This window comes from Hymenobacter sublimis, assembly GCF_023101345.1.
Classification (GTDB): Bacteria; Bacteroidota; Bacteroidia; order Cytophagales; family Hymenobacteraceae; genus Hymenobacter; species Hymenobacter sublimis.
In genome coordinates, this window is the sequence record NZ_CP095848.1 from 2,479,964 (window position 1) to 2,503,045 (window position 23,082).

The following is a 23,082-nucleotide window of genomic DNA, read 5'->3' on the forward strand; positions in this document are numbered from 1 at the left end:
GGTAGCAAATGACCAGAACAACTGGCGCCTCGCTAGCTTTCCTTTCTGCTCCTATTTAGTTCTCCAAAAACGCCTGTGTATCCTCCTTGATCTGCTCGCGGGGGAAGCCGTCTTTCACGCCCTGGGAGATTTTGCGCACCAGCACGGCCACTATATCCTTGCGGAAGCCGAGTTTCTCAGCCATATCCACGCAGAAGTCCATTTCGGTATCGTCTACTACCCCATCGGCGAGCATCATGTCGACCAAGTCGAAAATCTGGTCGAACCGTTCGGAGTCATTCTCCGGAATAATGAGCCGCACGGCGCTGGCATTGCCCACAATGGAGCGTACCTCGTCGGCGCGCATGCCGTTTTTCTTGCCTACGGCTACAATGAAGCTCATTTCCCGCTCGTCAATATGCCCATCGGCCTTGGCCAGTGCCACCAGGTTCATGATGTGGCTTTTGACTTTCTTGGTCTGTTCATTTTCAAAAAAACCAAACATACGAACGGGGCATTAGGTAGAATGGGTGGGACAGGGCAGCCGAAAGCACAACGGCCCCGTAATCGGGGCCGGGCCATTGTACTAGTCAAGATAGCCAGTTGCGGCCCGTTGTGCAATAGCTCGCATACGCAGCCCGAGAAAAAATAGCCGTCCGTGGGACCTATTTTATCTTTTACGGGGCTACAAGCTGTACATTCCCCGCGGATTTACCACCTTTGCCCGGCCCGGCTTTGTCGGGCTTTTGTTTGAGTACCGAACAGATTTATGATGAAACGCATTGCAGTTTTCACCAGCGGAGGCGACGCGCCCGGCATGAATGCGGCTATCCGCGCGGTGGTACGCACGGCCGTTTACCACGGCATTGAAGTTTACGGCATCATGCGCGGTTACAGCGGCATGATCAAGGGTGAGTTTGTTAAACTGGATTCCGCGTCCGTAGCCAACACCATCCAAAAGGGGGGCACGATTTTAAAATCGGCGCGCAGCCAGAAATTTCTGACCAAGGAAGGCCGCCAGCAGGCCTTCGACCAGTTGGTTAACCATGGTATCGACGGCCTAGTAGCCATCGGGGGCAACGGCACCTTCACCGGTGCTATGATTTTTGAGCAGGAGTTTGGCATTCCGACGGTGGGGGTTCCCGGCACCATCGATAACGACCTGTACGGCACCGACTATACCATTGGCTACGATACGGCCGTGAATACGGCCCTAGAGGCCATCGACAAAATCCGCGACACGGCCGACTCGCACGACCGCTGCTTTTTTGTGGAAGTGATGGGCCGCGACTCCGGCTACATTGCTATTCCGTGCGCCATCGGCGGTGGGGCCGAAATTGTAATGGTCCCGGAAACGCAAATGTCTACCGAAGCCGTAATTGATAGTCTTAAATCCAGCTGGCAGCGCTCGAAAACTTCCTTTCTGGTGGTAGTAGCTGAAGGGGAGGAAGAAGGCAACGTGCACAACGTGGCCCAGCAGGTGAAAGCAGCCATTCCGGAACTAGACACGCGCGTAACTATTATCGGCCACATCCAGCGCGGCGGCGCCCCGTCTGCCTCTGACCGCATGCTGGCCTCCCAAATTGGCATTGCGGCCGTAGAGGGCCTAACGAACGGTATGCGTAACGTCATGGCCGGCATCGTAGACCGCAAGCTCGTGTACACCCCCTTCGTAGATACCATCCACAAAAAGAAGATGATCAACCAGAGCTTCATGCGCATGGTAGAAATATTGAGCGTGTAGGGTTAAGTAACTCCCCTTCCTGTTACTAAGCTAAAAGCGGCGTCCTTGTGCAACAGGGGCGCCGCTTTTAGCTTAATTTATTTCCTATATATTCACTCAATATTCACTCCTCTGGTATTCTTAACTCACTAAGCAAGTTGAACATGCATTACACCGCTATTCTCAGTGCGCTCGTACTTTCCACCACACTTCCGGCTTACTCTCAGGCGCCACTTGCGCCCGCACCGCATCGCGCCGGTTTACACCTAGCGGTGGGCTCGGCTGGCATGGGTACCGGCGATTATATGGCTCTAAAGGGACACATCGAGTACGCGCCCTTTTTTGGCCGGTATTTGGGTACCGGCACGCGCCTAGCTTTTGTCGGTGGCAGCCGCGAATCGTACGCGACGGTGTATGCACCGTATAATCTGAATGATCCGCGTACGGCTGGCAGCAGGGGTGTCACCGTTCCGTATGCCATGAGCTATGAAGCTGTGAACCTTGAGCAGGAAGTGTACCTCTACCCCTTTGGCAACAACAAACAGGTATTATTTGCCTTAGGCGGGGGCGGCTACGTTGGCTACTCCAACCGCTACGGCGCCCCGGCTACCCGTATTGTCGATTGGAATTCAGGAGCTCAGACGCTCACGCTCGACCACGAGCAGGGCTTGCATGCCGGCTACATGTTTTCCCTCAACCTGGATGTAAGCCTAGGTTCCACTTCACAATGGCTGGTCGGAGGCAAAACATCCTTTCAAAACGACACATTTGGCAACTCCCTTGCCACCCTACAACTAAAGGTAGGCCGGCAGTTCTAAAGCAGACGGCGCTGTTGCACAATGGCGCACCTGTTGCTTCAGTAACAAGCCCTTACTTCCAGCGCGGAGGTAAGGGCTCGTCACATTAGAAGGGGTAGCCATGCTGGTCAGCACGGATAGCCGCGCTCCGCTCCTCATGGCACAACTCACCATCTCACAAGTTCACCTCATCCGGATGAAACCACTGGTACTGCGGGTCGCGGCGGAGCCAGGTGAGCTGGCGTTTGGCATAGCGGCGGGAGTTGCGCTTGAGTAGGCGCACGGCCTCGGCATACTCGTAGTGCCCCTCGAAGTATTGGAATAGCTCTTGGTAGCCCACCGTTTGGAGGGCGTTGTGGTGGCGGTGGGGGTAGAGACTTCTCGCCTCTTCTTCCAAGCCAGCGGCCAGCATCTGATCCATGCGCTGGTCGATGCGCTGGTAAAGCTCGTCCCGCTCCCGGGTGAGGGCCACTTTCACTACCCGAAATGGCCGGGAAGCGGCCGTGGCTCCGTGAAAAGAGCTAAAGGGCTGGCCCGTGGCCCGGCTAATTTCCAGGGCCCGCAGCACCCGTTGCGGATTCTGGCGGTCGATGCGGGCGTGGGTTACGGGGTCGAGGCGCTCAAGCTCCGCTACTAAGGGCTCCAAGCCGTGGGCACCCAACTCAGCCCGCAACTGCTCCCGGACGGCGGGCGGCGCGGCGGGCAGCTCATCCAGGCCCTCGGTTACGGCGTGCAAATACAAGCCCGAGCCGCCCGTCAGGATAACTACCCGGTGCCGCTGAAATAACTGCGCCAGCAGGGCCAGCGCATCCTGCTCGAACCGGCCGGCGTTGTACTCCTCCGTAATGCTGTGGGAGTTGATGAAGTGATGCGGCACGCCCTGCATCTCCTCGGGGGTAGGCTTGGCCGTGCCAATGTTCAGCTCCCGAAAAAACTGCCGCGAATCAGCCGACACGATTTCCGTTTGCAGCTGCTGGGCCAAGCGTACGCACAAGGCCGTTTTGCCGACGGCCGTTGGCCCCGTAACAACCAAAAGCGTGGGTTCAGTGGCAGCAGTAAGTTCGGCAAGCATGGCGAGGGTAGCAGGAAGGTGAGCCGGCAAAGATACGGGCGTACAGAGCTTGCGCGGGCCCTGCGCGCTGACTAAGCCAACAACACTACCGCAGCCAATACTAGGCTCTGCTACCGCCCCTACCCTACTACTTCCCGGTACAAGGCCAGCAGCCGCGCTTCTTCGTGCTGCCAGCTAAGCTGAGCCCGCGCCTGCCGGCAATTGAGGGCTAGTTGGTGGTAGTGGGCGGCATCACCGCCCGGCAGCAGGCGGTTAAGCGCCGCCGCCACCGTAGCCGGTTCCAGATCGGCAATTAGGTCGGCTACCTCGTACTGCTCGTTGAGGGCCCGGTACTCGGGAAAGTCAATAACCACCTGCGGGATGCCGGCGTGCAGGTAGTCAAAGAACTTGTTGGCCAGGGAGTAGTAGTAGCTCAGGCCCTGATTTTCGAGCAGCATCACGCCTACCGTGGCCTGCCGGGTTAGCTCCCGCAGCTGGGCTGGCAGCACGTAGCCCCGGAACTCTACCTGCCCACTTGCCAGCAGGCCCAAGTGGGCCGCCTGGGCCCGGAGAGCAGCCGATAAGTCACCTTCGCCGCACACCACCAGCCGGCCGTGTACTTGCGGCATAGCAGTCAGCAGTTGTTCCAGGCCGCGGCCGGCATTCAGGGCGCCCTGGTACAGGATAAAGCCGCCAGCCGGCGCGGCAACCGGGGCTGGGGGCAACTCTTCGTCGGTGAGGCGGCTAATGTTGCGGATTACCTCGAAGCGCCGACCGTAGCGCTGCTCCAGCAGGGCCGCCAGGGCCGGGCCCACGGTGTAAGCCCGCGTGGCGCGCGGCACAATAAAGCACTCTACCCACCGCCACAACCGCTGCACTTGGGGGCGGGCTACTACCTCCGGCACCTCCGTAAACAGCTCGTGGGCATCGTAGATGAAGGGCTGGCGAGCCAGCCGGGCCCGCAGCCACACGGGCAGGGCTGTATCTAGGTCGATGGCGCACCAGGCGGCAGCCCGTTGGCCCAGCAGAAACAGCAGCAGCCGCACAGTAAACTCCAGGTAAAACAGCTTGCCCCGCGTAGCCCAGCAGCGCAGGCGGTGCTGCTGGTAGGGCTGCGGGGTAAGGGGCAAGGAACTTGGCCACTGCCGCCCTACCAGTAGCACGTGGTAGCCAGCCCGGGCCAGGGAACCACAGATGCGCTGCATCCGTTGGTCGTAATTTAAATCTGTGGTAACGGTGAAAACCAGGCGAAGCGGCGCAGGAGAGGGCAAGTTCCTAGTCGAGAAAGGGCGGTAGTTTCAGGAATTGTCGCCAATTTAAGAACTTCATCCGGTGCCTGGCCTTGCGCCAAGCCTGCTCCCGTGCATCCTCCTTCTTCCATGAACACACTTCAGAGTACATCGGCGGCAGCCTACCCCCAGGGCTCCGGCTTGTCAGCCGACGTGTATCGGGCTTTGTTTGAAGAGTCATTCGACAGCCTGCTGCTCTACGACTCAACGGGAACTTTGCTTGACTGCAACCAGCGGGCGGTCCAGTACCTGGGCACCACCCGGCCCATGCTGTTAGGCGCTGGCCCCATGGCATTTGCCCTCAGCCCGGAGTCCGCCGCCGACAACCATCTCACCTCGGAACTGCAGCTGCGGGAACTGGTGCTAAAGGTTATCCAAACGGGCCAAAAGACCTCCTCCCGCTGGAGCGGCCACCGGCCCGACGGCCAGCGGCTGGAAGCCTGGGCCACACTCAGCCGCTTGAGTGCCGGCGAAACCCTGCTGGTGTTGCTGACCCTGCGCGACATTGCGGCCTACGTGAACCCAACGGTGCAGGCCGCTACCGGCCTCAAGGACTCCGTAGTTTCGCAGCTGGCCGACTTTTCTCGCGGCCAGTTTCGGGACGTGCTCAGCCGGGCCGGCATGTGCTATTTGCTGCTCGATAAAGAAGCCCGCATCCAGGACGTTAACGAGTATTTCTGCGAGCTGACGGGCCGCCCGGCCCCTACCCTCTACGGCAAGGACTACTTTACTTTGTTTGCGCCGGTGGCCGAACAGGCCCCGCGCCGCTACGCCTTCCACCGGGCCATTGATGAAGAGGAGCTGCAGGATTTCACGGAACGCTCCTTGCTGACGATTTCCGGCCAGGGCCGCACCTTTTTCTGGCACTCTGAATTTGAGCGGGACGAACAGGGCGTTATTACCGGAATTCTGTTTGTAGGGCGGGATATTACCGACAAGCAGGTGGCCGTGCGCGCCCTCACCGACAACCGCAACCGCCTCCAGGACTTCCTCGACAATGCCCACGACCTGATTCAGAACCTGAGCATCGACAACCGGTTTCTGTTCGTGAATAAGGCCTGGAAGGAAAAGCTGGGCTACGAAGACGAGGACCTACCCCACCTGACCCTCTCGGATGTGGTGCACCCCTACTACAAGGCCAAGCTGCTTTACCAGCTGCGCAACCTGTACAAGGGCGAAAAGGTGAACAAGCTCGAAACGGTGTTCCTGACCAAATCGGGCAAGCCGATTCACCTGATCGGCTCCATCAGCTGCTCCTGGCAGGACAACGAGCCGGTAAGCACCCGCGCCATTCTGCACGACATCACGGACCGCATCAAGGCCGAGCGCCTGCAGAAGGTGTACTATAGCATTGCTAATCTGGCCATTAGCTCCAAGGATCTGCACTCTCTTTACGGGGCCATTCACCGGGAGCTAAGCAAGATCATTGAAACCAATAACTTCTACATTGCCCTCTGCGACGAGGCCCGCACCCAGCTGCAGTTCGCCTATTTCGTGGATCAGAACGCCCAGGGCGGCGACCAAAGCATGATGGCCCGGCCCTTCTCCTCGGGCGTGTCGGAGTACATCATCCGGACGGGGCGGCCCCAGTACCTGCTGCGCCAGGAGCTGCAGGACCTAATTCAGACCGGCACCATTACGGCCTACGGACTGATGCCCGAGGTCATGCTCTGCTCCCCCCTAAGCATTGGGGAGCGAATCATTGGCGTCATCGCCGTGCAGGACTACCAGAAGGCCGATGCCTACGCGGCGGCCGATATTGAGATTCTGCACTTTATTTCCAACCAGGTGGCCCTGGCCATTGAACGCAAGCGCAATGAGGTTCAGATTCAGAAGCAGAACGCCCGCCTGAACGCCATTTTTGAGAGCGGTTCCCACCTGATGTGGTCCGTGGATACGCACTCCCGCCTGGCTTCCTTTAACCGCAACTACGCCGCCTACTTCTTGCGCCGCAACGGCGTGTACCCGGCCCTGAACGTGAACCTCTGGCAGGCCGATGTGGCCCTGATGGAGGAAGACGCTCGCAAGGCCTTCATTGAGAATTACCGCAAGGCCTTCCAGGGTCATCCGCAGCGGTTTGAGGTACGCCTGCGCGATGCCCGGGGCCACGACACTTGGCGCGAAATCTACCTCAACCCTATCTACCTCGACGACGGCTCCTTTGAGGAAATATCGGGCATTGCCCACGACATTACCGAGACGAAACGCTCCCAGCTGGAGCTGGCCGCGCAAGAAGAGAAGTTCCGGGCCATTTTCGAGTCGTTCCAGGACGTGTACTACCGCACGGATGCCGACGGCATGCTCACGCTGCTCAGCCCCTCGGTGATGGACATGCTGGGCTATACCCCGGAGGAGGCCCTGGGTCACTACATCGGCGACTATTACACGTATCCGCAGCAGCGCGCTTCCCTGCTGGAAAGCGTGCGCCAGAATGGCGAGGCCCGCAACTTCGAAATTGCCATGCGCCACAAAGATGGCCATGCAGTGAGCGTGCTGGTAAATGCCCGTCAGGTAGGCAACGGAGAAGCAGCCGGCACGGAAGGCATTGCCCGCGACATCACGGAGATGAAGCAGATGCAGGACGACTTGCGCCGTGCCAAGGAGGCCGCCGAGCAGGCCCTGGAGGCCAAAACGCTGTTCCTGGCCAACATGAGCCACGAGCTACGCACGCCCATGAACGGCATCATTGGCATGATTGATTTGCTCCACCAGACCGTGTCATCGGAGGAGCAGGAGGAGTACGTGGATACCCTGCGTAAATCCTCCGATGCCCTGCTGGCTATTCTGAATGATATTCTGGACTTGTCGAAAATTCAGGCGGGCAAGCTGCAACTCAGCGAGTCCGGCATCGACTTGCACTACACCCTGGATAAGATTCACTCCTTGTTTGCCAACCGGGCCAACCAAAAGAATCTGAATTTCACGTACCACATCACGCCGCACACGCCGCGCTTTATTATCACGGACGAAACGCGGCTGCTGCAAATCCTGAGCAACCTTACCTCCAACGCCATCAAGTTTACGGCCGCCGGTACGGTGAGCATTATCGTGTCCTCGACCGTGACGGATGGGGAGGAGCATACCCTGCGCTTTGCCGTGCAGGACTCGGGCATTGGCATTTCGGAGGAAAACGAGAAGCTGCTGTTTACCAACTTCACCCAGCTCGACACGACCCCGACCAAAGCCTTTGGCGGCACGGGGCTGGGCCTGGCCATCAGCAAGCAGCTCGCCAGCCTGCTGGGCGGCGAAATCGGCATTTACTCCAATGTGGGCGACGGCTCGACTTTCTGGTTCACAATTCGCTGCCAGGTAGCCCACAACGAGGAGGAAATTGTGCAGGAGCGGCTCACGGCGCGGGAACGGCCCCAGGAAGTGGTGCGCTTTGAATCAGCCCCGCGGGTGCTGCTAGTCGATGATAACCCCATCAACCAGAAGGTAGCCACGCGCCTACTCGACAAGCTGGGCTGCGACATTGTGGTGGCCTCCGACGGTTTCGAGGCCATCAGTCAGGCCACGGCGCCTAAGGCTACCTACGATTTAATTTTCATGGACATCCAGATGCCGGAAATGGATGGGGTTACTGCCATGCAGGAAATCCGGCAGCGCCTGGGCAGTGCCTGCCCGCCCATTGTGGCCATGACGGCCTACTCCATGAAGGAAGACGCTGAGCGGTTTGTGCAGCAGGGCATGGACGACTACGTCTCGAAGCCAGTGAAAAGCCAGGACCTGTACGCCGTGTTGCGGCGCTGGACCACGGGCCGCGCCACGGCTACGGCCGTGCTGCCAGCCGAGGCGGACGCAACGACCACCGAGCCAGCCACTATTCCACCCATCGACCTGGAAATTGTGGAGCAGTTGCGGCAATTGGGCGGCGGCGAGTTTGCGGCTGAGCTCTACCAAGACTTCGAGCAGGAAGCCGAGCAGGTGCTCAGCGAAGCGGCTGAATTAGTAGGTGCCGGGCAGTACGAGCAGATTTTGCCACATTTGCACCAATTAAAAGGCACGGGTTTCACGTTGGGTATTCAGGAGATGGCAGAATGTGCCAAAGCATTAGAACATGAGTTGAAAAATGGCCGTACGGAAAATACACCGGCGGATTTTCAACGTCTGCTTGATTACTTTGCACAATTCAAGGCCGCCTACCCTGCACTTACCCGGGCCTTGTAGCCAGCCACCTCGCTTTTCGCGCCTGGCGTTTGACAACATCCTCACAACCCCTCACCGAAGTATCCACTCTTTCTCCCTCTCATGGCCGACTCTAAAACTATCTTGATTGCCGAGGACAGTTCCGTTATCCTGAACCTGACCAAGAAAATTCTGGAACTCCAGAAGTATCGCATTGTCTCGGCCAAAAATGGCGGCGAAGTCATTAAGCAGGTGGAAAGTCAGCCCATTGACTGCGTGCTGATGGACATCAACATTCCCGTGAAGGACGGCATGGAATGCACCCGCGAAATCCGCCGCCACTCCGACCCGCGCATTGCCAAAATTCCGGTTATTGCCATTACCGGCAACGCCAACAACTACTCTATGGAGCAGTTCCGGGAAGCCGGTGTCACCGACTACCTGCCTAAGCCCCTGGACTTTGATGCCCTCGTGCGTGTGGTGAAGCAGTACATCGGTTAATTAGTTGGGTCTTGGGGTCCTGGGGTCTTAGGGTCTTGGATGGCGGTTTTACTTACACTCACTTCTGTGTAGTGGCACATCATCCAAGACCCTAAGACCCCAGGACCCCAAGACCCTATTTCTCATGGAAATCACCTTCCTTGGTACGGGCACGTCGCAGGGCGTGCCCGTCATTGGCTGCTCCTGCCTAGTGTGCCGATCTGTGGACTACCGCGACAAGCGGCTGCGGGTGTCGGTGCATCTGCAGGTACAAGGCAAAAGCATCATCATCGATTCGGGCCCTGATTTCCGGCAGCAGGCCCTGCGGGAGCACATCAACCACCTGGATGCGCTGGTGTTCACCCATGAGCACAAGGACCACACGGGCGGCCTCGACGATATCCGGGCCTATAATTTCCGCCAGCAGCAGGACATGCCCCTGCACGCCGAGCCGCGGGTACTGGACCAGCTCCGGCGCGAGTATGCCTACATCTTCTCCGAGCACAAGTACCCCGGTATTCCGCAGGTCCAGATGCACCCCATCCTCAGCGACACGGAAAGCTTCTGGGTAGAAGGCGTAGAATTTCAACCAATTCGGGCGTTGCACTATAAGCTACCGGTGCTAGGGTTCCGGGTAGGCAGTTTCACCTACGTCACCGACGCCAACCACCTCGGGCCGGAGGCCCTGGAACGCATGCGTGGCTCCGAAGTCATTGTGCTGAATGCCCTGCGCCACGAGCAGCACATATCCCACTTCACCCTGCGGGAAGCCGTGGCTATTCTGGAAGACTTGGCTCCCAGCCGCGCCTACCTCACCCACATTAGCCACCAGTTGGGTCGTCACCGCGAAATTGAGGCCGAATTACCCAGCTTCATCAAGCTGGCGTATGATGGCCTGCGCGTGACAGTGCAGGTTTAGTTTATTATGTGGTGGATACCATCAACAGAAGACATCCTCGTATCGAAACTCGCGCCTGAGGATGTGCTACGCATTGTCGAAGCAAACACAGCCTGCTCTTCTACTTTTATCCCTCAAAAAGAGCTTTTTCGAGGTACAATTCAGGCCAATAGGTTTGCTATCTGGCGGCTCTCTATGTTCACTAATTGGGCAACGTGGCCGCAAGTTACCGGCTGGATCGAACCGAATCCATATGGTTCTGGCACTGTGTTACTGCTTCGGCAGCGCGCAAGTCTGATAGCTTTTGGGTTTGGTAGTATTTCTTCCTTTCTGATAGCAATGGGCGTTTCTGCCTTGTTATGGGAGCCAATGCTTGACGGTAAACTTCACTTACCACAGCTATTACTTCCGTTTCTATTTCCACTCTGCATCATCCTGTTTACACTGCTGCCGTTCCGGCTTGCGGCAGCTGAAAATAGGCGTATTCTCACTCGCTTACTTTTTCTGTAGCAAGTGGTTGAATCGTAGCTTCCTACCTATTTCATGCACACCAACTATTACTTTCTGCGCCAACTTGCGCCGGCTCTTGCTCAACAATTGGCCGGTTACACGGTAGCAACGTGCTTTTCGCAGGAGAAGGATGAATTGGTGATTGGCCTGACAAATGGTGCGCAGGAATTCTGGCTAAAGGCACACCTGGCCGCGGCTGGCCCCATGCTGGCGATGCCCGAATCGTTTCACCGGGCCCGGCAGAACTCTGTGGACCTGCTACCAGAACTGCTAGGCCAGCAAGTAGCAGCGGTGGCCGCTTGGCCTAACGACCGGGTGCTACAGCTAAGCTTTCAGAGTGGGGCCACTCTTTTGTTCAAGTTATACAGCACCCGACCCAACGCGGTATTCCGCCCTACCCCCGAGGCGCCCGCCGAATTATTTCATCAGCGTTACACCGCCGATGCGGAGTTACTACCGGTGGTCGATGCTGCGGCCCCTACCCCTCTCAGGCCTACTGAGCTGCCCGCCAATCCGCTTAAGGCCTACCCCAGCCTCAACGATGTGGCTTTGGCTTACTTGCGCACTCGCGGCTATGACCCCGCCCCGCTAGAAACCAAGTGGCAGCTTGTACGCGAAACCGTGCTGGAGCTGGAAAACCCGGCGGCTTTCTACATCATTCGCCTGGACGGCCGCACGCGCCTGAGTTTGTTGCCCGTGGGCGAGGTAGAGTACACCCTGCCAGCAACTGACCCCATTGGGGCGCTGCGTCGCTTCGTGCCGCTGCTGCTCAACCGCCGCGCCTACGAAGCCGAGTTACGGCAGTTGCGCCAGCAACTAGAAAAGCGCGCCGATGAAGCCGCTACCAGCGCCCAGCACGCCCGACGCCGCCTACACGCCCTGGAAAATACCGTGGGCTACCGCCAAACCGCCGACCTGATTATGGCCCACCTCACCCAGATTCCGGCCGGCGCCAAGCAGGTAGAAGTCGTTGATTTCTACCAGGATAACCAGCCGCGCACGATCAAGCTTAAGCCTACCGAAACGCCCCAGCGCACGGCCCAGAACCTCTACCGCAAAGCCAAAAATCAGCAGCTGGAAACCCGGGAGCTCAACGCCCGCGCCGAGCGCCGTGAAACGGAAGCCTTCTGGTGCTTGGAGCGTCTGGAAGAGTTAGCAGCCCTACCCGCTGGCGAGCTACGCACCTTGCGGCAGTGGCGCAAACAGCACGGCCTCGATCCAGCTTCGGCGGCCAAAGCAGCTCAAGAGCTGCCGTTTAAGGTATTCGAAGACAGCGGCTTTACCATTCTGGTAGGCCGCAATGCGCAAAACAATGACCTACTCACTCAGCGCTACGCCCACAAAGACGACCTATGGCTGCACGCCAAGGACGTCACGGGTTCCCACGTGGTAGTGCGGCAGCGGCCTGGCCACGCGGTGCCGGCGCCGGTGCTGGAACGTGCCGCTCAGCTGGCTGCCTGGTACTCGCGCCGCAAAAACGACTCCCTCTGCCCGGTCACGTACACGCCCAAGAAATTTGTACGCAAGCCCAAGGGCGCCATTGCCGGCCAAGTAGTAGTGGAACGCGAAAACGTACTGCTAGTAGTACCCGCCAATCCGTTTGAACGGGCAGAGTAAGTATGCAGGCAGATTTTTGGGTAGCAGCTTTTATGTATGCCAGCAACTGAAAGTACCTGACCTATTGCTAGGGTAGCGCGGGGTGGCAAGCAGGAAGATCATTTCAAGTCAAGGGTTCTACGGGACCTATCAGTAGTAAAACTCTCGGCTACGATGGCCGCCGCGTAAAAACCAACAGCCCCACTCCGGAAACCGAAGCGGGGCTGTTGTAGAGTGCGCGCGGGGAGATTCGAACTCCCACACCCGAAGGCACCACCCCCTCAAGATGGCGTGTCTACCAGTTTCACCACGTGCGCAGATAATGGTAAGTACTCTTTCACTGGCAAAAGCCGAGGCTTTCGGATTCACTGAGGCGGCGAATCGAGGACAAAAGTAGAGGGCTGAAGGCTAGGCTCCAAATCCGGTAGGCTATTTTTTCGGAAGCAAGCCTTGATTTAGCTTCTATTCTAAGGTTTCAGCCTCAGCGTCAGCCGGAAACAATTGCTATGTTTTTCCAACTGATTTCAGCTGTTCCGTTTCACAGCTTGCTTCAACTCCCTACTCCTACTATTGCGTCTATCTTCACAGTGCATAAGCCTTCCCAGGCTATAGTGCGCAAAAAAGGCTCCCGCGCGGGAGCCTTTTTTGGTGCAATAGGAAGTGTAAGCAGCTACTCAGCGCGGGCCAGGGGCGTGTCTACTACGTGCTCCGAGACGAACCATACCTGCATTTCATTGGTGCGCATCACATTGCTCACAATCAGGTCGTTGGTGCCGTCGTCGCCAGATTCGTCGGCGCGCTTAGCGAAGTCATGGCAGTTCTTGAGAATAATTTGGTGAGCCTCCAGCAGGCGCGAAACCTGCACGGGAGCTTCTTCCCGGTCGCGCGGGGGGCGCGGGATGCTCGTCACCTCGGCAATGTCAGCGGCCATGGCCACGGCTACGCCACCCAGAATCTGGATGCGCTCGGCAATCATGTCAATTAGAGCGTCTTGCTCCTCGTAATGCTTGTCAAACAGCAGGTGCAACTGGTAGAAAGTAGGGCCTACTACCTGCCAATGGTGCTTTTTGTACATGTCGCGGATGCTGCAAGTGTCGGCTAGCATCTGGTTCAGCATCTCCACGCTCTCCTGGCGAATGTTGGCATCCAGGCCAATAGGTAGGCGCTGCGACACCGTGCCATACTTCTGCAGAGGAGCAGGCGCGTTGAACTGCTGGTTCAGGATGGGCTGCACACTTGGGCCAGTCTGGCCGTTGGCAGCGCCATTATCTTTCGAGGAAGCAGCCTTTTTAGTAGCCGAAGCAGTAGGGGCAGCCGATGCGGCCGCAGCATTTTTGGCGGTGGTTTTGGCCATGATAGTTGCAGGAAAATAAAGTACGGAGAAGGGCGGGCAGCCAGTAGCGCACCGCCGTGTTACCATACGCATAAGTGCGGCGCAGGTTAGCGCGGCGGCTATATTTACCCCGAAGGCAGCACGTTTCTTACCCCGGGCTAGCTAGGCTCAGCGGTCAGCCCTCGGGCCTAGTTGATCGAGTGGGCGGACGGTTGCGGTTGCCAGCGCCGGCGCAGAGAGTAACTTCGTAGTTGCGCTGAGCCCCGCCCGGCCCGTCCTTTCCAGGTAGGCTTCCGCTACCGTGTTCCATTAACGGCAACATGACCTGATGGGCCGTTCTTGACTGCTACTTGTAAACTAGCCTTGTTATGCCTTTTCCTTTTTTCGGCGACGATAAATCAACAATTGCGCAGATGCTGAACACCTTACCCCAAGTTGGGCGTCTGGAGTGGATTGGACTGCGGCCCGTGCGGCGCGAGCCAATGCTAGCGGTGGCCGAAGCTACGGCCGAAACCGACCGCCATTTGCACGGCGACCATGCCCGCCCCAAGCCCGGCGGCAAGCGCCAGGTAACCCTGATTCAGCATGAGCACCTAGCGGCGGTAGCGGGCTACCTGAGTCTGCCTGAGCCTGTTGACCCGGGCCGCCTGCGGCGCAACCTGGCCGTGAGCGGGCTGAACCTGCTGGCCCTGAAAAACCGGCGAATCCGCATCGGAGAAGAGGTAGTGCTGGAAATTACGGGCGAGTGTCACCCTTGCTCCCGCATGGAGGAAGAACTGGGTCCGGGCGGCTATAATGCCATGCGCGGCCACGGTGGTCTTACGGCCCGCATTGTGCAGGGAGGCCTCATGCGCGCCGGCGACTTAGTGCGGATAGAGCCCACACCGCCAGCGGAGCCAGGCAGCTAATGGCATAGCTTCCTGGCGCTAACTGGTGGTTGTCTGCTGCACCTCGCGCAGCTGAGCGGTGCAGCGGGTATCAACGCGCAGCACCTGCGAAACTGGGCAGTTTTGCCGGGCATCGTCCACTAGTTCTTGAAACCGGGCGGCAGGTAGGCGCGGCACCGATGCCTCTACCGTTATGTTCGATTCGCGGATGCACCCCTCTTGCAGCACTATTTCGCAGCGGGCATCAATGTATTCGACGCTAAAGCCGGCCGCTTGCAAGCCGAAAGCCAGCTTCATGGCGAAGCAGCCCGCATGAGCCGCAGCAATCAACTCCTCCGGGTTCGTGCCAATGCCCTCTTCAAAACGAGTATGGTAGCTGTAGCGACAGTTGTCAAGAATAGTGCTGCCGGTGGTAAGATGGCCCGTGCCATCGGTACCACGGCCGTGCCAGCGAGCAGTAGCTGTACGCTTAATGGGGGAAACAGCCATGATTATCTACTGAAAAAGCTAACTAATCAAATAATAATTGTGGGAACCTGACTTCGCTGCCATAGCGAATTGCAACAAGCAAAACAGTTGTCCGCTAATATAAATCCAAAATTCCCGGCATAATCTAAAAAAGGTAGCCCATTGCTCCCGAGTGCCTACCCTTGGTTGTTTAGGCCAACAAGCACACCAGCCGGAACCAATGGATACCCCTGAGCTGCCCTAGATGCCTAGCTTTTTACTTCAAGCAAATCCTGACAAGAAAATTCTTTACCAGACAGCTGCTTTACTATTTTTGCACGTTTTTCAGTAGTAAAGCAATCCTTGTTATGCGTGATGAACCGATTAGCCCGTTGCCGCGGCTACGGGCGTGGTTTGGTCTGAGCCAAGCTGGTTTGGGCCGGTGTATGGAACTCAGCAAAGCCATGGTGTCGCAGGTGGAGCGCGGGGTGCGGAAGCTGCCCATGGCCGCCTCGTTGCCCCAGGCCGCGCTTACGCTGGCCCAGCAGGCCACTCCCGCCGAGCCAACGCCCGAGGCGGCTGATACCGTAGCTCTGCGCGAACACCTGCGCGCCTGTCAGCACCGCGCCGAGCAGATGGCTTTGGAACTGAGCCGGATGCCAGAACGCGCCGCCTGGGCCCGCCGCCGACTAGCCTCTCTACCAACCCTGACGGCCGTACTAGCTCCTGGTCGGGCCACTCCCCCGGTGTGGCTCAGCGAGTTTGCCGAGGAGGCCCGCATGGAGTTGGTCCGGAGCGGCAGCACGGCCCAGGCGTTGTTACAGGCCCGGCATGCGGCCTTTACGGCCGAGGCGGCTGAGGTAGCCCGGCTGCTTACTGCTCTTGAATCGAGCCAGCCAGCCAAAAGCACGTCGGCCCGGGGAAACTCCGCGGCTAGCTAATACGGACCATAAGTTCTTACTAACTCAGCAACGGGTCAACATACCCCTGCCCCACCACGGGCAAGCTGCTGACGTCTTTCTGGCTTAACAAGTGTCGCATTACATAGCCAGGCGCGTATAAATTTGTGTTCTTTTTAGAAGGCTGTATTATTGATTTATAGGCCATAAAGCCTAGTTCGTCGAGCATACACCCAGTTTAAACCCGGAAAATCCGCTGATTAGTAAATCCACTTCTATCTTTGTCAACGTATATAGGGCAGCCTTATGTTCTCTGGCTTTCTAAGCCAGGTACTGTTCGGCGTCCGTCCTATACTTTAGTGCCTTGCGCCCACACATCGGTAGCAGGCCATTTCCAGTGTTGCGTATGTCTTACTTCATTGAGCATGAACTCGTGTGCCTCCACTCCCAACCTGGCGGCTACTGCTGTAGCGCTGTTATTGCTAGCTGATTTGCTACCAGCTCTGCCGGTTCGATCCCACGGCCCGGGCGTATTTTCCACTTCTACCTACCATGTCACGGCGGTGTACCGTCACCGGCGTCACCGACCTTAGCTGCATCGAAATAGAAAAAGGCCCCGATGATAATGCATCGGGGCCTTTTTCATGTGTAACAAAACCCTACACCCCGCCTTCCATGCGCACGATGCGCGGGCTAAAGGAGCCCAGCACATCCACCAGCTCAGTCTGGCTTTGCATCACGGCGTGAATGTCTTTGTAGGCCTGGGGCGCCTCATCGACGCCCCCGCCCAGCAGCTCAATACCGTGCTGTTGGAGGTAGCGGCGCACTTCGGCCTCGCCCAGCTCCTGCTTGGCCCGGGTGCGCGACATTTGCCGACCCGCGCCGTGGGAAGCCGACGACAAGGACGCCGCCTCGCCCCGCCCCCGCACGATAAAGCCGGGGGCCGTCATGGAGCCCGGAATGATGCCGAGCACCCCTTTGCCGGCCGGCGTGGCTCCTTTGCGGTGGACCACTACCTCCCGGCCGTCCATCAGGCGCTCTTTCCAGGCGAAGTTGTGGTGGTTTTCCACTTTGGCCAGGGGCCGCTCGCCGAGGGCTTTGGCCAGGCGCTGGTGAATCTGGTGGTGACAGGCCGAGGCGTAGTCGCCGGCTAAGTTCATGGCCGCCCAATACTCCTGTCCGGCTTCCGTGTCGAGGCCGAGCCAGGCGAGGTGGCGGGCTTCGGCGGGTAGCTGGCAGGTATCCTGGGCCAGTTTGGTGTAGTGGTTGGCGATGCTGGCCCCTAGCCCCCGGGAGCCGGAGTGCGAAAGCAACCCCAGGTACTGACCTACCGGCACGCCCAGCTCATTGGCGGGGTCGGTGATGTCGACCACGCCCCACTCCACGAAGTGGTTGCCGCCCCCGGAGGAGCCGATTTGCGCGGCGGCCGTGTCGAGCTTGTTGCGCAGAAAGGGAATTTCCTGGAACTCCGGGCGGTCGAGGACGGCGTGCCCCAGCTTCTGGCCGTGGCGGAATACGTCGCGGTTGCCGAATTTGGTGTGGTCCAGCAGCAGCTTACGCAGCTCCTGTACCCGTTGCTCCAGAAACTTAGGCGGCAAGGCAAACACCGACAGGGCCATCCGGCAGCCAATGTCCACACCCACGGCGTAGGGAATTACGGCGTTATCCGTAGCCAGCACCCCGCCAATGGGCAGACCGTAGCCGTGGTGAGCGTCGGGCATGAGGGCCCCAGCCACGGTTACGGGCAGCTTCATGGCCGTTTCCATCTGATGGATGGCACCCTGCTCAATGTACTCGGCGCCAAATACAGCGTATTCCTTGCGCTCCGTAAGGGCAATGTGCCGGCTGGGCGGGGGTAGCAAAGCGGCGGCCGTGTGGCTCCAGTCGAGGTGGGTGAGGTAGGTAGAAGGGTCAGCCAGCAGGCTTTTGAGCAGGGTTAGCTGGTCGGTTTGGGAAAGTTTTTTGAGGTGCTTGCGCTGCAGTTGAGCCAGCGCGAGTCCAATGGCCCGACCTTCCGGGAAGCCAAGCTGCCGAAGGTCGTTGCCGCGTAGTTGTGAGGCCATGCGAATAAGAATGTACTAGAAGAAATTTTCGGCTGCGGAGCAACGGGCGAGTCGCGTATCCTGAGGGGTGGGTGTGCACCCGCAGTCAGGCCGAAGTAACGCGACCCTACGGCATCCGAAAGCCAGAGAAAAAGAGCGGTTAGAAGGGTAATAAGGCGGACAGGCCCTTAGGTTTTCAGACGAAGTATGCCTGCTCCACGACACCTTCCGGCCGCTCAAGAGTATTCAAAAAAATCTGTTCGGGGCAACAGGTGGGCGGCCCCTATATCCTGCTCTACCTTCTGAGCTACAGCCACCACCCAAGGGTAGCAACTGGTGGGACTCGAACCCACGACCCGGGCAACCACAGTGCGAAGTATGGTCGCCCTACGGCACCCGAACAGATAGTACCAGCGGTGAGGTAATCAGCGAAAAGCGTTCTGTAAACTGGGTGCTTTTGACCACTCAGCCACTTGCCCGCAGTCGGACAAGACGGGATTCGAACCCGCGGGCTACAGAAGGCCAACCAACGAAGTAGCGCTTTCTTCCGACACTCACCTTTTTATTTTCCGTGGGGGTGGGGCTAACAAGCACCAGGCCTTTTATCCTGCTCTACCTGACTGAGCTACAGCGGCCACCGAAGCAGCCACCAGCGGGATTCGAACCCGCGACCTGGGCGTTAAGAGCGCGAAGTATGGCCTGGCTACGGCACCCACTCCCGCGGAAAAAACAAAACCTACCGGGGCAACAAACGAGCAGCGAAATGACCGGCCCGAAGGCCGTTCTGCTCTACCTAGCTGAGCTACAGTCCAAGAGAAACAACCTGATTGGACTGGCCCGAATCGAACGGGCGACCCGAAGTAACGCTGCCCTACGACACCCGGCAGGGTGATAATGCGGCTGACCCTCTGCGTTGGGGCAACAAGCGGCTGGCGAGTACCCCGCAGCCGGAACTGCGGGATGGGAATCGAACCCTACACCGGGGATGCCGGTGTATTCAACCAAGACGAAGTAACGCCTGCCTACGGCACCCAAACGGGCGGAAGTCAGCCGGTTTGGAGCGGGCCGCCGAAGCACAGCGCTTCGGCGGTAAGCCGCCCCGGCCGGCGGCAGCCATCAGGTGGTCAGCCGCCGTCCCAAGCAGTAGAAGCCATAGCTTCTGGGAGTACTTATGTTACCATACGAGGAGTTTGGTAAGAGAACTTCATGGCTATGAACGTTACAAAAGATGATTATGATATACTGAAAAACGTAAAAAACTACGCTCCAGCTATATTTTAGCCATTTTACGGGGTAACGGCGTTTCGAACTTCTGGCACGGTTCTGTTTGGACTTCTACCAGTTTGCCGTTTTTCAGCGGGCCACCGGGTTTTCGTAGTTGCCTCGTGCCAGGGCGTCGAGGGTGCTATGGGCTATTTATTGTTGTAGTTCTCGGTTCATTAGAGTAGGTATTGTCGGGCCGTAACCCGGGAGTGGCACCGCTTTTCGGGTTGCCGCAAGCCACTCCCGGGGCCGCGTGGTTTAGGTAGAAATAATGGGATAGGAATGCTGGAGAACTATGCAACACGGAGGATAATTAGTTGACAGACATGTTTCTATGATGCCTGATTACTTGATCTGATGTCAGTACTACCGCAGCATCTGGCGCTTCTTTGCCCGGCTGTAGAGACGCGACACTTCGCGTCTTGTCATTGCTGACGTTATTTAGACTGCGCGGTTCCTGGTCGTTCTGACGCCGAGACGCGAAGTGTCACGTCTCTACAGCTGTTCTATTGTTAGCCGGGCGAGATGCTTCGCAGGGCGCCGTGTGACAGTTAAATGGGATATTCTAGTTGCCCATTACAACACTATCTGTTCGATTTCGGTAAGAGCGAATCCGCCATTGTCGAGGGCGGCCAGCACGTCGAAAATCTTATCCGACCAGCCGGCAATCAGGGCTGCACCTTGTTCGGGGTGTACTTGCAGGGGCGCGGTGCCATGACCGGCTAGGTCGAAGAGGTATAGCTGGGCCTGTGGAGCAACGGTGCGCCGGTACTCCGCCCATTCTTTGGCCATGTTGGTGCCGTTGAAGTGAGAGTTCCAGAGCTGGCAGTCGGTGAAGAGCATTACCTTATCTACTACCTCCCGGCGGCGGCGCAAGTCCTCGATAACCAGGTAGCCGTTAGTGCTGTAGCCTACCTCGCCTTCGCGGCGGTAAAACTCCTGCACGTTGCGCAAAATGGGGCCACGGGGCAGCGTCAGCCGCTTCCAGGTGTCGCCGAACATGCCGGTTACCACGTTCTGGCAGCGGCTCTGCAGGAGCATGCCCAGCACCAGGCCCACGTCGTAGTACAGCACTTTGCTGCGCTGAGAAATAGGCTGTTGCATGGAGCCCGACACGTCACAAGCTACCACTACCCGAGTTTCCGAGCCGAAGCCGCGCAGGTTGGCGGCGCTGTGGCCGATGGCCGCTTCCAGGGCTTCCAGCACCTGCGGCACCGGGCTCTGGCGCAACCCCACTGCCATCAGCACCGACTGCAGCGTGCCTGCTTCCAAAGCCTTTACCTCACGGTAAGCGGCCAGAAAGCGGAAGGGCAGCTGCTTGCTGCGGGCTACGGCCCGCGCATCGGCGAGGGTGGCACACACTTGCGCTACTGCCTCGGCTGGTACACCAGCCTGCAGGATGTTGCGCAGGTTGCGTAGCAGGGCCATGTAGCCCAACTTGCCGCTACCAATTAGCTCCGTCCACTTCTGGCGGAAAGCGGCCGCCCGCTCTGCCTCCGACGTAAATCCTACCTGTCCCAGAGCCGACAATTCAGTCTCCCAGGTGTAGGGCGTAGGGAGGGTGCCGGCCACCAGCTGGTTAAATAAGGCTTGCTGGCCTTCGTCGGCGGGGCGCGGGTGCACCAGGAACAGGGCGTCGCGGAGGCGCACGGTGCCGGCCCGGTCGTACTTGGCCAGTTGGTAGCCGTCGAAGCGGTTGAAGGCTTGGGCCAACCCTTTCTGCACCTGCTTGGAGAGACGGTTGAGGGTTTTGAGGCCGGTGCGGCCGTTGGCTTGGGCGTAATAGGCCAGCAGCTCCGTGATTTCGTCGGGGCGCTGTACCACACGAGCTACCAGGCGGCTGACCAGGTTGGTACCCTGGTGCAAGCGGGCCAGCTCTACGGCCAATACCAGCGGCACGGAGCGCAAATACAGCCTTTCGCGGGCATACACAGCTAGGCGGGCCACGAACTCCGCATCGTTGCGAGCCACTAATTCGCGCAGACGCACTAAGCGGGTATCGGCGGTTTCGTAGAACTGGTCGCTGAGGGCGGCAGTAGCCACGGCGGCGTACAGCTCCAGCGCGGGAGTGAGCATAGTAGCCGGTGCACCCTCGTGGTTGAGCACCGGAGCCGGAGTAGGCGGGCGGAAGGGGAAGTTGAAACGCATCGGATAGAAAAATCAGGCAGTGAGTACTAATGAATGACGGCTATAACCAGAATAAATAACTCGTACTTTTTACCTAGGAAAGCACACACTTTTTCCAGCATAATTCACGCACGAATTATTAAATAAAACTTTAGAAAATCAAAGACAATACTTTCCCTTTACACCCCAAAAATAGGATGATCTTATTTTAAATAACCAGATAAATTAATTTGACTAAGCCAAGTTTACACCGTGTTTGCTTACGCAGAGGTGCTAGCCTTTAGCCATTGCTGCTACTCCGGTTTACTACCGTTTTGCCAAGTCGCAACGACTGATAGTCGCGGGCAATTGAGGGTAATACGGATGGAGTGCGAGGGGTAAAGAGAATAACATCATGGGAAGTAGGATAGATAGAAGATGAAAACAAAAACGCCCGAATCTGATATGATTCGGGCGTTTGCGGAGGATGGTTCTAGAGTAGAAACCTTACCTGTCTGCTGGCGCGCCGAACCCCGGCTGAATCTCCCGATCCAGCTTGCTGAGTGATGGCATATCTTGATTAAAGTGGCGGCACATGACAGGAAAGGTGTAAAAGTCGTTAGCGTTTGGGCTGTTGAACGCGACAAAGGTAGAAAAGTTATTTTCTTACCAACAAGTTTGGTTCATAAATTTTTAAAATATTTTTCACACATAAATTAAATGCCCTTTCAAAGGTTTATTTCAAGGTTTTTATTAATTATTTAGAAAGAATAAAACTAAATTTTTACCCTTTTGCTTTACCAGACAAACGATATTTCATTCTGATTAAGGAGTTTTTGCATAGTGTGTAACGGTGTAGCAGCAGACGCGCATTTCGCGTCTGCTACCAGAACAACCTGCTTAGCGCCACATGCGGTACAGACCGTTCAACGAAGAGACGCGAAGTGTCGCGTCTCTGCATATCAGTCCTGTTCACCTCAGCTCTAACCTTGTGCAGCTGCTGTTGCAGCTAAAGCGGGGGTAGCGTCGAGGAAATGACGGGGTTAGTAGATGTTTTTAGCGCCCCGGAAAGGCCAGGAGTAGGTTTGAGCACTGATCTACTAAACCAGGTCAGCGTTTACTTCTTCTTTCTTCCTTTACTACCCTATGAAAAAGTTTCTGGCAACTTCCCTCCTGCTCGGTCTGCTGGCCGGCGCTACCGCTCCCGCCGCTCTGGCCCAGACCACTCCCGCTAAAACCAAAGTCAAAGCCAAGAAAGACAAGGTGAAAGCCAAAGGCACTGCCACTGACGCCACGGCTCCCACAGAAGGCCGTGGTGGTGCGGGTGGCCGGGGCGGACGCGGCAACATGCTGGCGGAAATGACCAAGGAGCTCAACCTCACGGCCGACCAGCAAACTAAGGTGGCCGCTATTCAGCAAGAGCAAATGCAACAGATGCAGACCCTGCGCGCCAGCGGCGAAACTACCGACCGTCAGGCTCGCATGCAGCAAATGCGCAGCCTCGATGAAAGCACCAATGCTAAATTGCAAGGAGTGCTCACGCCCGAGCAATTTCAGCAGTACCAGGCCAAAAAGCAGGAGCGGATGCGCCGCCCCGGCCCGCCAGCCGGCGGCACCCGCTAAGCGGCGCAACCAGATAGTGTCTGAAAAATGCTAG

General features: G+C 57.8%; 17 protein-coding genes and 2 tRNA genes. 10 read left to right on the forward strand and 9 right to left on the reverse strand.

Annotated elements, in window-relative coordinates:
- Window positions 1–55 precede the first annotated feature (55 nt).
- The gene (locus MWH26_RS10360; RefSeq protein WP_247974216.1) at window positions 56–484 is read right to left on the reverse strand and encodes a tellurite resistance TerB family protein; all 429 of its coding nucleotides are present in this window, start codon (window positions 482–484) and stop codon (window positions 56–58) included.
- Between the two features lie 267 nt (window positions 485–751).
- On the opposite strand from MWH26_RS10360, the gene pfkA reads away from it, so the two are divergent.
- Window positions 752–1,723 carry a 6-phosphofructokinase gene (gene pfkA / locus MWH26_RS10365; RefSeq protein WP_247977085.1) on the forward strand — a complete coding sequence of 324 codons (972 nt, stop codon included), beginning with the start codon at window positions 752–754 and terminating at the stop codon, window positions 1,721–1,723.
- 458 nt (window positions 1,724–2,181) lie between these two features.
- Window positions 2,182–2,520, forward strand: a complete 339-nt coding sequence (locus MWH26_RS10370) for a hypothetical protein (RefSeq protein ID WP_247974217.1) — start codon at window positions 2,182–2,184, stop codon at window positions 2,518–2,520.
- Window positions 2,521–2,674: 154 nt separating this feature from the next.
- On the opposite strand, the gene miaA is transcribed toward MWH26_RS10370, so the two are convergent.
- Window positions 2,675–3,571, reverse strand: coding sequence for a tRNA (adenosine(37)-N6)-dimethylallyltransferase MiaA (gene miaA, locus MWH26_RS10375; RefSeq protein ID WP_247974218.1), 897 nt, complete (start codon window positions 3,569–3,571; stop codon window positions 2,675–2,677).
- Between the two features lie 119 nt (window positions 3,572–3,690).
- Window positions 3,691–4,821 (reverse strand): glycosyltransferase, encoded by a 1,131-nt coding sequence (locus tag MWH26_RS10380; RefSeq protein ID WP_247974219.1) that lies wholly within the window; start codon window positions 4,819–4,821, stop codon window positions 3,691–3,693.
- A 108-nt stretch (window positions 4,822–4,929) separates the two neighbouring features.
- Here MWH26_RS10380 and MWH26_RS10385 point away from each other — a divergent pair, with 108 nt between their 5' ends.
- The 5 genes from MWH26_RS10385 (at window position 4,930) to MWH26_RS10405 (ending at window position 12,469) form a co-directional block, all read left to right on the forward strand.
- On the forward strand, window positions 4,930–9,006 hold the full coding sequence (locus MWH26_RS10385) for a PAS domain S-box protein (RefSeq protein ID WP_244696550.1): 4,077 nt from the start codon (window positions 4,930–4,932) through the stop codon (window positions 9,004–9,006).
- 81 nt (window positions 9,007–9,087) lie between these two features.
- A complete protein-coding gene (locus MWH26_RS10390; protein ID WP_110978142.1) occupies window positions 9,088–9,465 on the forward strand; it encodes a response regulator in 378 nt (125 codons plus the stop codon).
- Window positions 9,466–9,589: 124 nt separating this feature from the next.
- Complete coding sequence (locus MWH26_RS10395; RefSeq protein WP_247974220.1) at window positions 9,590–10,363, forward strand: MBL fold metallo-hydrolase; 774 nt, start codon at window positions 9,590–9,592, stop codon at window positions 10,361–10,363.
- A gap of 6 nt (window positions 10,364–10,369) precedes the next feature.
- Window positions 10,370–10,852 carry a hypothetical protein gene (locus MWH26_RS10400; protein WP_247974221.1) on the forward strand — a complete coding sequence of 161 codons (483 nt, stop codon included), beginning with the start codon at window positions 10,370–10,372 and terminating at the stop codon, window positions 10,850–10,852.
- Window positions 10,853–10,885: 33 nt separating this feature from the next.
- On the forward strand, window positions 10,886–12,469 hold the full coding sequence (locus MWH26_RS10405) for an NFACT RNA binding domain-containing protein (protein ID WP_247974222.1): 1,584 nt from the start codon (window positions 10,886–10,888) through the stop codon (window positions 12,467–12,469).
- Window positions 12,470–12,683: 214 nt separating this feature from the next.
- Here MWH26_RS10405 and MWH26_RS10410 read toward each other — a convergent pair.
- Together MWH26_RS10410 and MWH26_RS10415 are read right to left on the reverse strand one after the other, a co-directional pair.
- Window positions 12,684–12,765, reverse strand: a tRNA-Leu gene (locus tag MWH26_RS10410).
- Window positions 12,766–13,118: 353 nt separating this feature from the next.
- Entirely contained in the window at window positions 13,119–13,802 is a 684-nt protein-coding gene (locus tag MWH26_RS10415; RefSeq protein WP_247974223.1) for a Dps family protein, read from the reverse strand.
- Between the two features lie 347 nt (window positions 13,803–14,149).
- On the opposite strand from MWH26_RS10415, the gene MWH26_RS10420 reads away from it, so the two are divergent.
- Window positions 14,150–14,689 (forward strand): MOSC domain-containing protein, encoded by a 540-nt coding sequence (locus MWH26_RS10420; protein WP_247974224.1) that lies wholly within the window; start codon window positions 14,150–14,152, stop codon window positions 14,687–14,689.
- A gap of 18 nt (window positions 14,690–14,707) precedes the next feature.
- Here the strand turns inward: MWH26_RS10420 and MWH26_RS10425 are convergent, their stop codons facing one another.
- Complete coding sequence (locus MWH26_RS10425; RefSeq protein WP_247974225.1) at window positions 14,708–15,157, reverse strand: OsmC family peroxiredoxin; 450 nt, start codon at window positions 15,155–15,157, stop codon at window positions 14,708–14,710.
- A 404-nt stretch (window positions 15,158–15,561) separates the two neighbouring features.
- Between MWH26_RS10425 and MWH26_RS10430 the strand changes: the two genes are divergently transcribed.
- Window positions 15,562–16,056, forward strand: a complete 495-nt coding sequence (locus MWH26_RS10430) for a hypothetical protein (RefSeq protein WP_247974226.1) — start codon at window positions 15,562–15,564, stop codon at window positions 16,054–16,056.
- Between the two features lie 617 nt (window positions 16,057–16,673).
- Here the strand turns inward: MWH26_RS10430 and MWH26_RS10435 are convergent.
- From MWH26_RS10435 to MWH26_RS10445, 3 genes are all read right to left on the reverse strand, one after another.
- A complete protein-coding gene (locus MWH26_RS10435) occupies window positions 16,674–18,077 on the reverse strand; it encodes an RtcB family protein (protein WP_247974227.1) in 1,404 nt (467 codons plus the stop codon).
- A gap of 307 nt (window positions 18,078–18,384) precedes the next feature.
- A tRNA-OTHER gene (locus MWH26_RS10440) sits at window positions 18,385–18,533 on the reverse strand.
- A gap of 1,362 nt (window positions 18,534–19,895) precedes the next feature.
- Entirely contained in the window at window positions 19,896–21,467 is a 1,572-nt protein-coding gene (locus MWH26_RS10445) for a TROVE domain-containing protein (RefSeq protein WP_247974228.1), read from the reverse strand.
- 1,104 nt (window positions 21,468–22,571) lie between these two features.
- Between MWH26_RS10445 and MWH26_RS10450 the strand changes: the two genes are divergently transcribed.
- Window positions 22,572–23,048, forward strand: a complete 477-nt coding sequence (locus tag MWH26_RS10450) for a DUF4890 domain-containing protein (RefSeq protein ID WP_247974229.1) — start codon at window positions 22,572–22,574, stop codon at window positions 23,046–23,048.
- The last annotated feature ends 34 nt before the right edge of the window (window positions 23,049–23,082 follow it).

Excerpts from the sequence above, each read along its gene's own strand:
- MWH26_RS10360 (WP_247974216.1), bottom strand. The coding sequence starts at position 484 with ATGTTTGGTTTTTTTGAAAATGAACAGACCAAGAAAGTCAAAAGCCAC.
- pfkA (WP_247977085.1), top strand. The coding sequence starts at position 752 with ATGAAACGCATTGCAGTTTTCACCAGCGGAGGCGACGCGCCCGGCATG.
- MWH26_RS10370 (WP_247974217.1), top strand. The coding sequence starts at position 2,182 with ATGAGCTATGAAGCTGTGAACCTTGAGCAGGAAGTGTACCTCTACCCC.
- miaA (WP_247974218.1), bottom strand. The coding sequence starts at position 3,571 with ATGCTTGCCGAACTTACTGCTGCCACTGAACCCACGCTTTTGGTTGTT.
- MWH26_RS10385 (WP_244696550.1), top strand. The coding sequence starts at position 4,930 with ATGAACACACTTCAGAGTACATCGGCGGCAGCCTACCCCCAGGGCTCC.
- MWH26_RS10390 (WP_110978142.1), top strand. The coding sequence starts at position 9,088 with ATGGCCGACTCTAAAACTATCTTGATTGCCGAGGACAGTTCCGTTATC.
- MWH26_RS10395 (WP_247974220.1), top strand. The coding sequence starts at position 9,590 with ATGGAAATCACCTTCCTTGGTACGGGCACGTCGCAGGGCGTGCCCGTC.
- MWH26_RS10400 (WP_247974221.1), top strand. The coding sequence starts at position 10,370 with ATGTGGTGGATACCATCAACAGAAGACATCCTCGTATCGAAACTCGCG.
- MWH26_RS10405 (WP_247974222.1), top strand. The coding sequence starts at position 10,886 with ATGCACACCAACTATTACTTTCTGCGCCAACTTGCGCCGGCTCTTGCT.
- MWH26_RS10415 (WP_247974223.1), bottom strand. The coding sequence starts at position 13,802 with ATGGCCAAAACCACCGCCAAAAATGCTGCGGCCGCATCGGCTGCCCCT.
- MWH26_RS10420 (WP_247974224.1), top strand. The coding sequence starts at position 14,150 with ATGCCTTTTCCTTTTTTCGGCGACGATAAATCAACAATTGCGCAGATG.
- MWH26_RS10425 (WP_247974225.1), bottom strand. The coding sequence starts at position 15,157 with ATGGCTGTTTCCCCCATTAAGCGTACAGCTACTGCTCGCTGGCACGGC.
- MWH26_RS10430 (WP_247974226.1), top strand. The coding sequence starts at position 15,562 with ATGGAACTCAGCAAAGCCATGGTGTCGCAGGTGGAGCGCGGGGTGCGG.
- MWH26_RS10435 (WP_247974227.1), bottom strand. The coding sequence starts at position 18,077 with ATGGCCTCACAACTACGCGGCAACGACCTTCGGCAGCTTGGCTTCCCG.
- MWH26_RS10445 (WP_247974228.1), bottom strand. The coding sequence starts at position 21,467 with ATGCGTTTCAACTTCCCCTTCCGCCCGCCTACTCCGGCTCCGGTGCTC.
- MWH26_RS10450 (WP_247974229.1), top strand. The coding sequence starts at position 22,572 with ATGAAAAAGTTTCTGGCAACTTCCCTCCTGCTCGGTCTGCTGGCCGGC.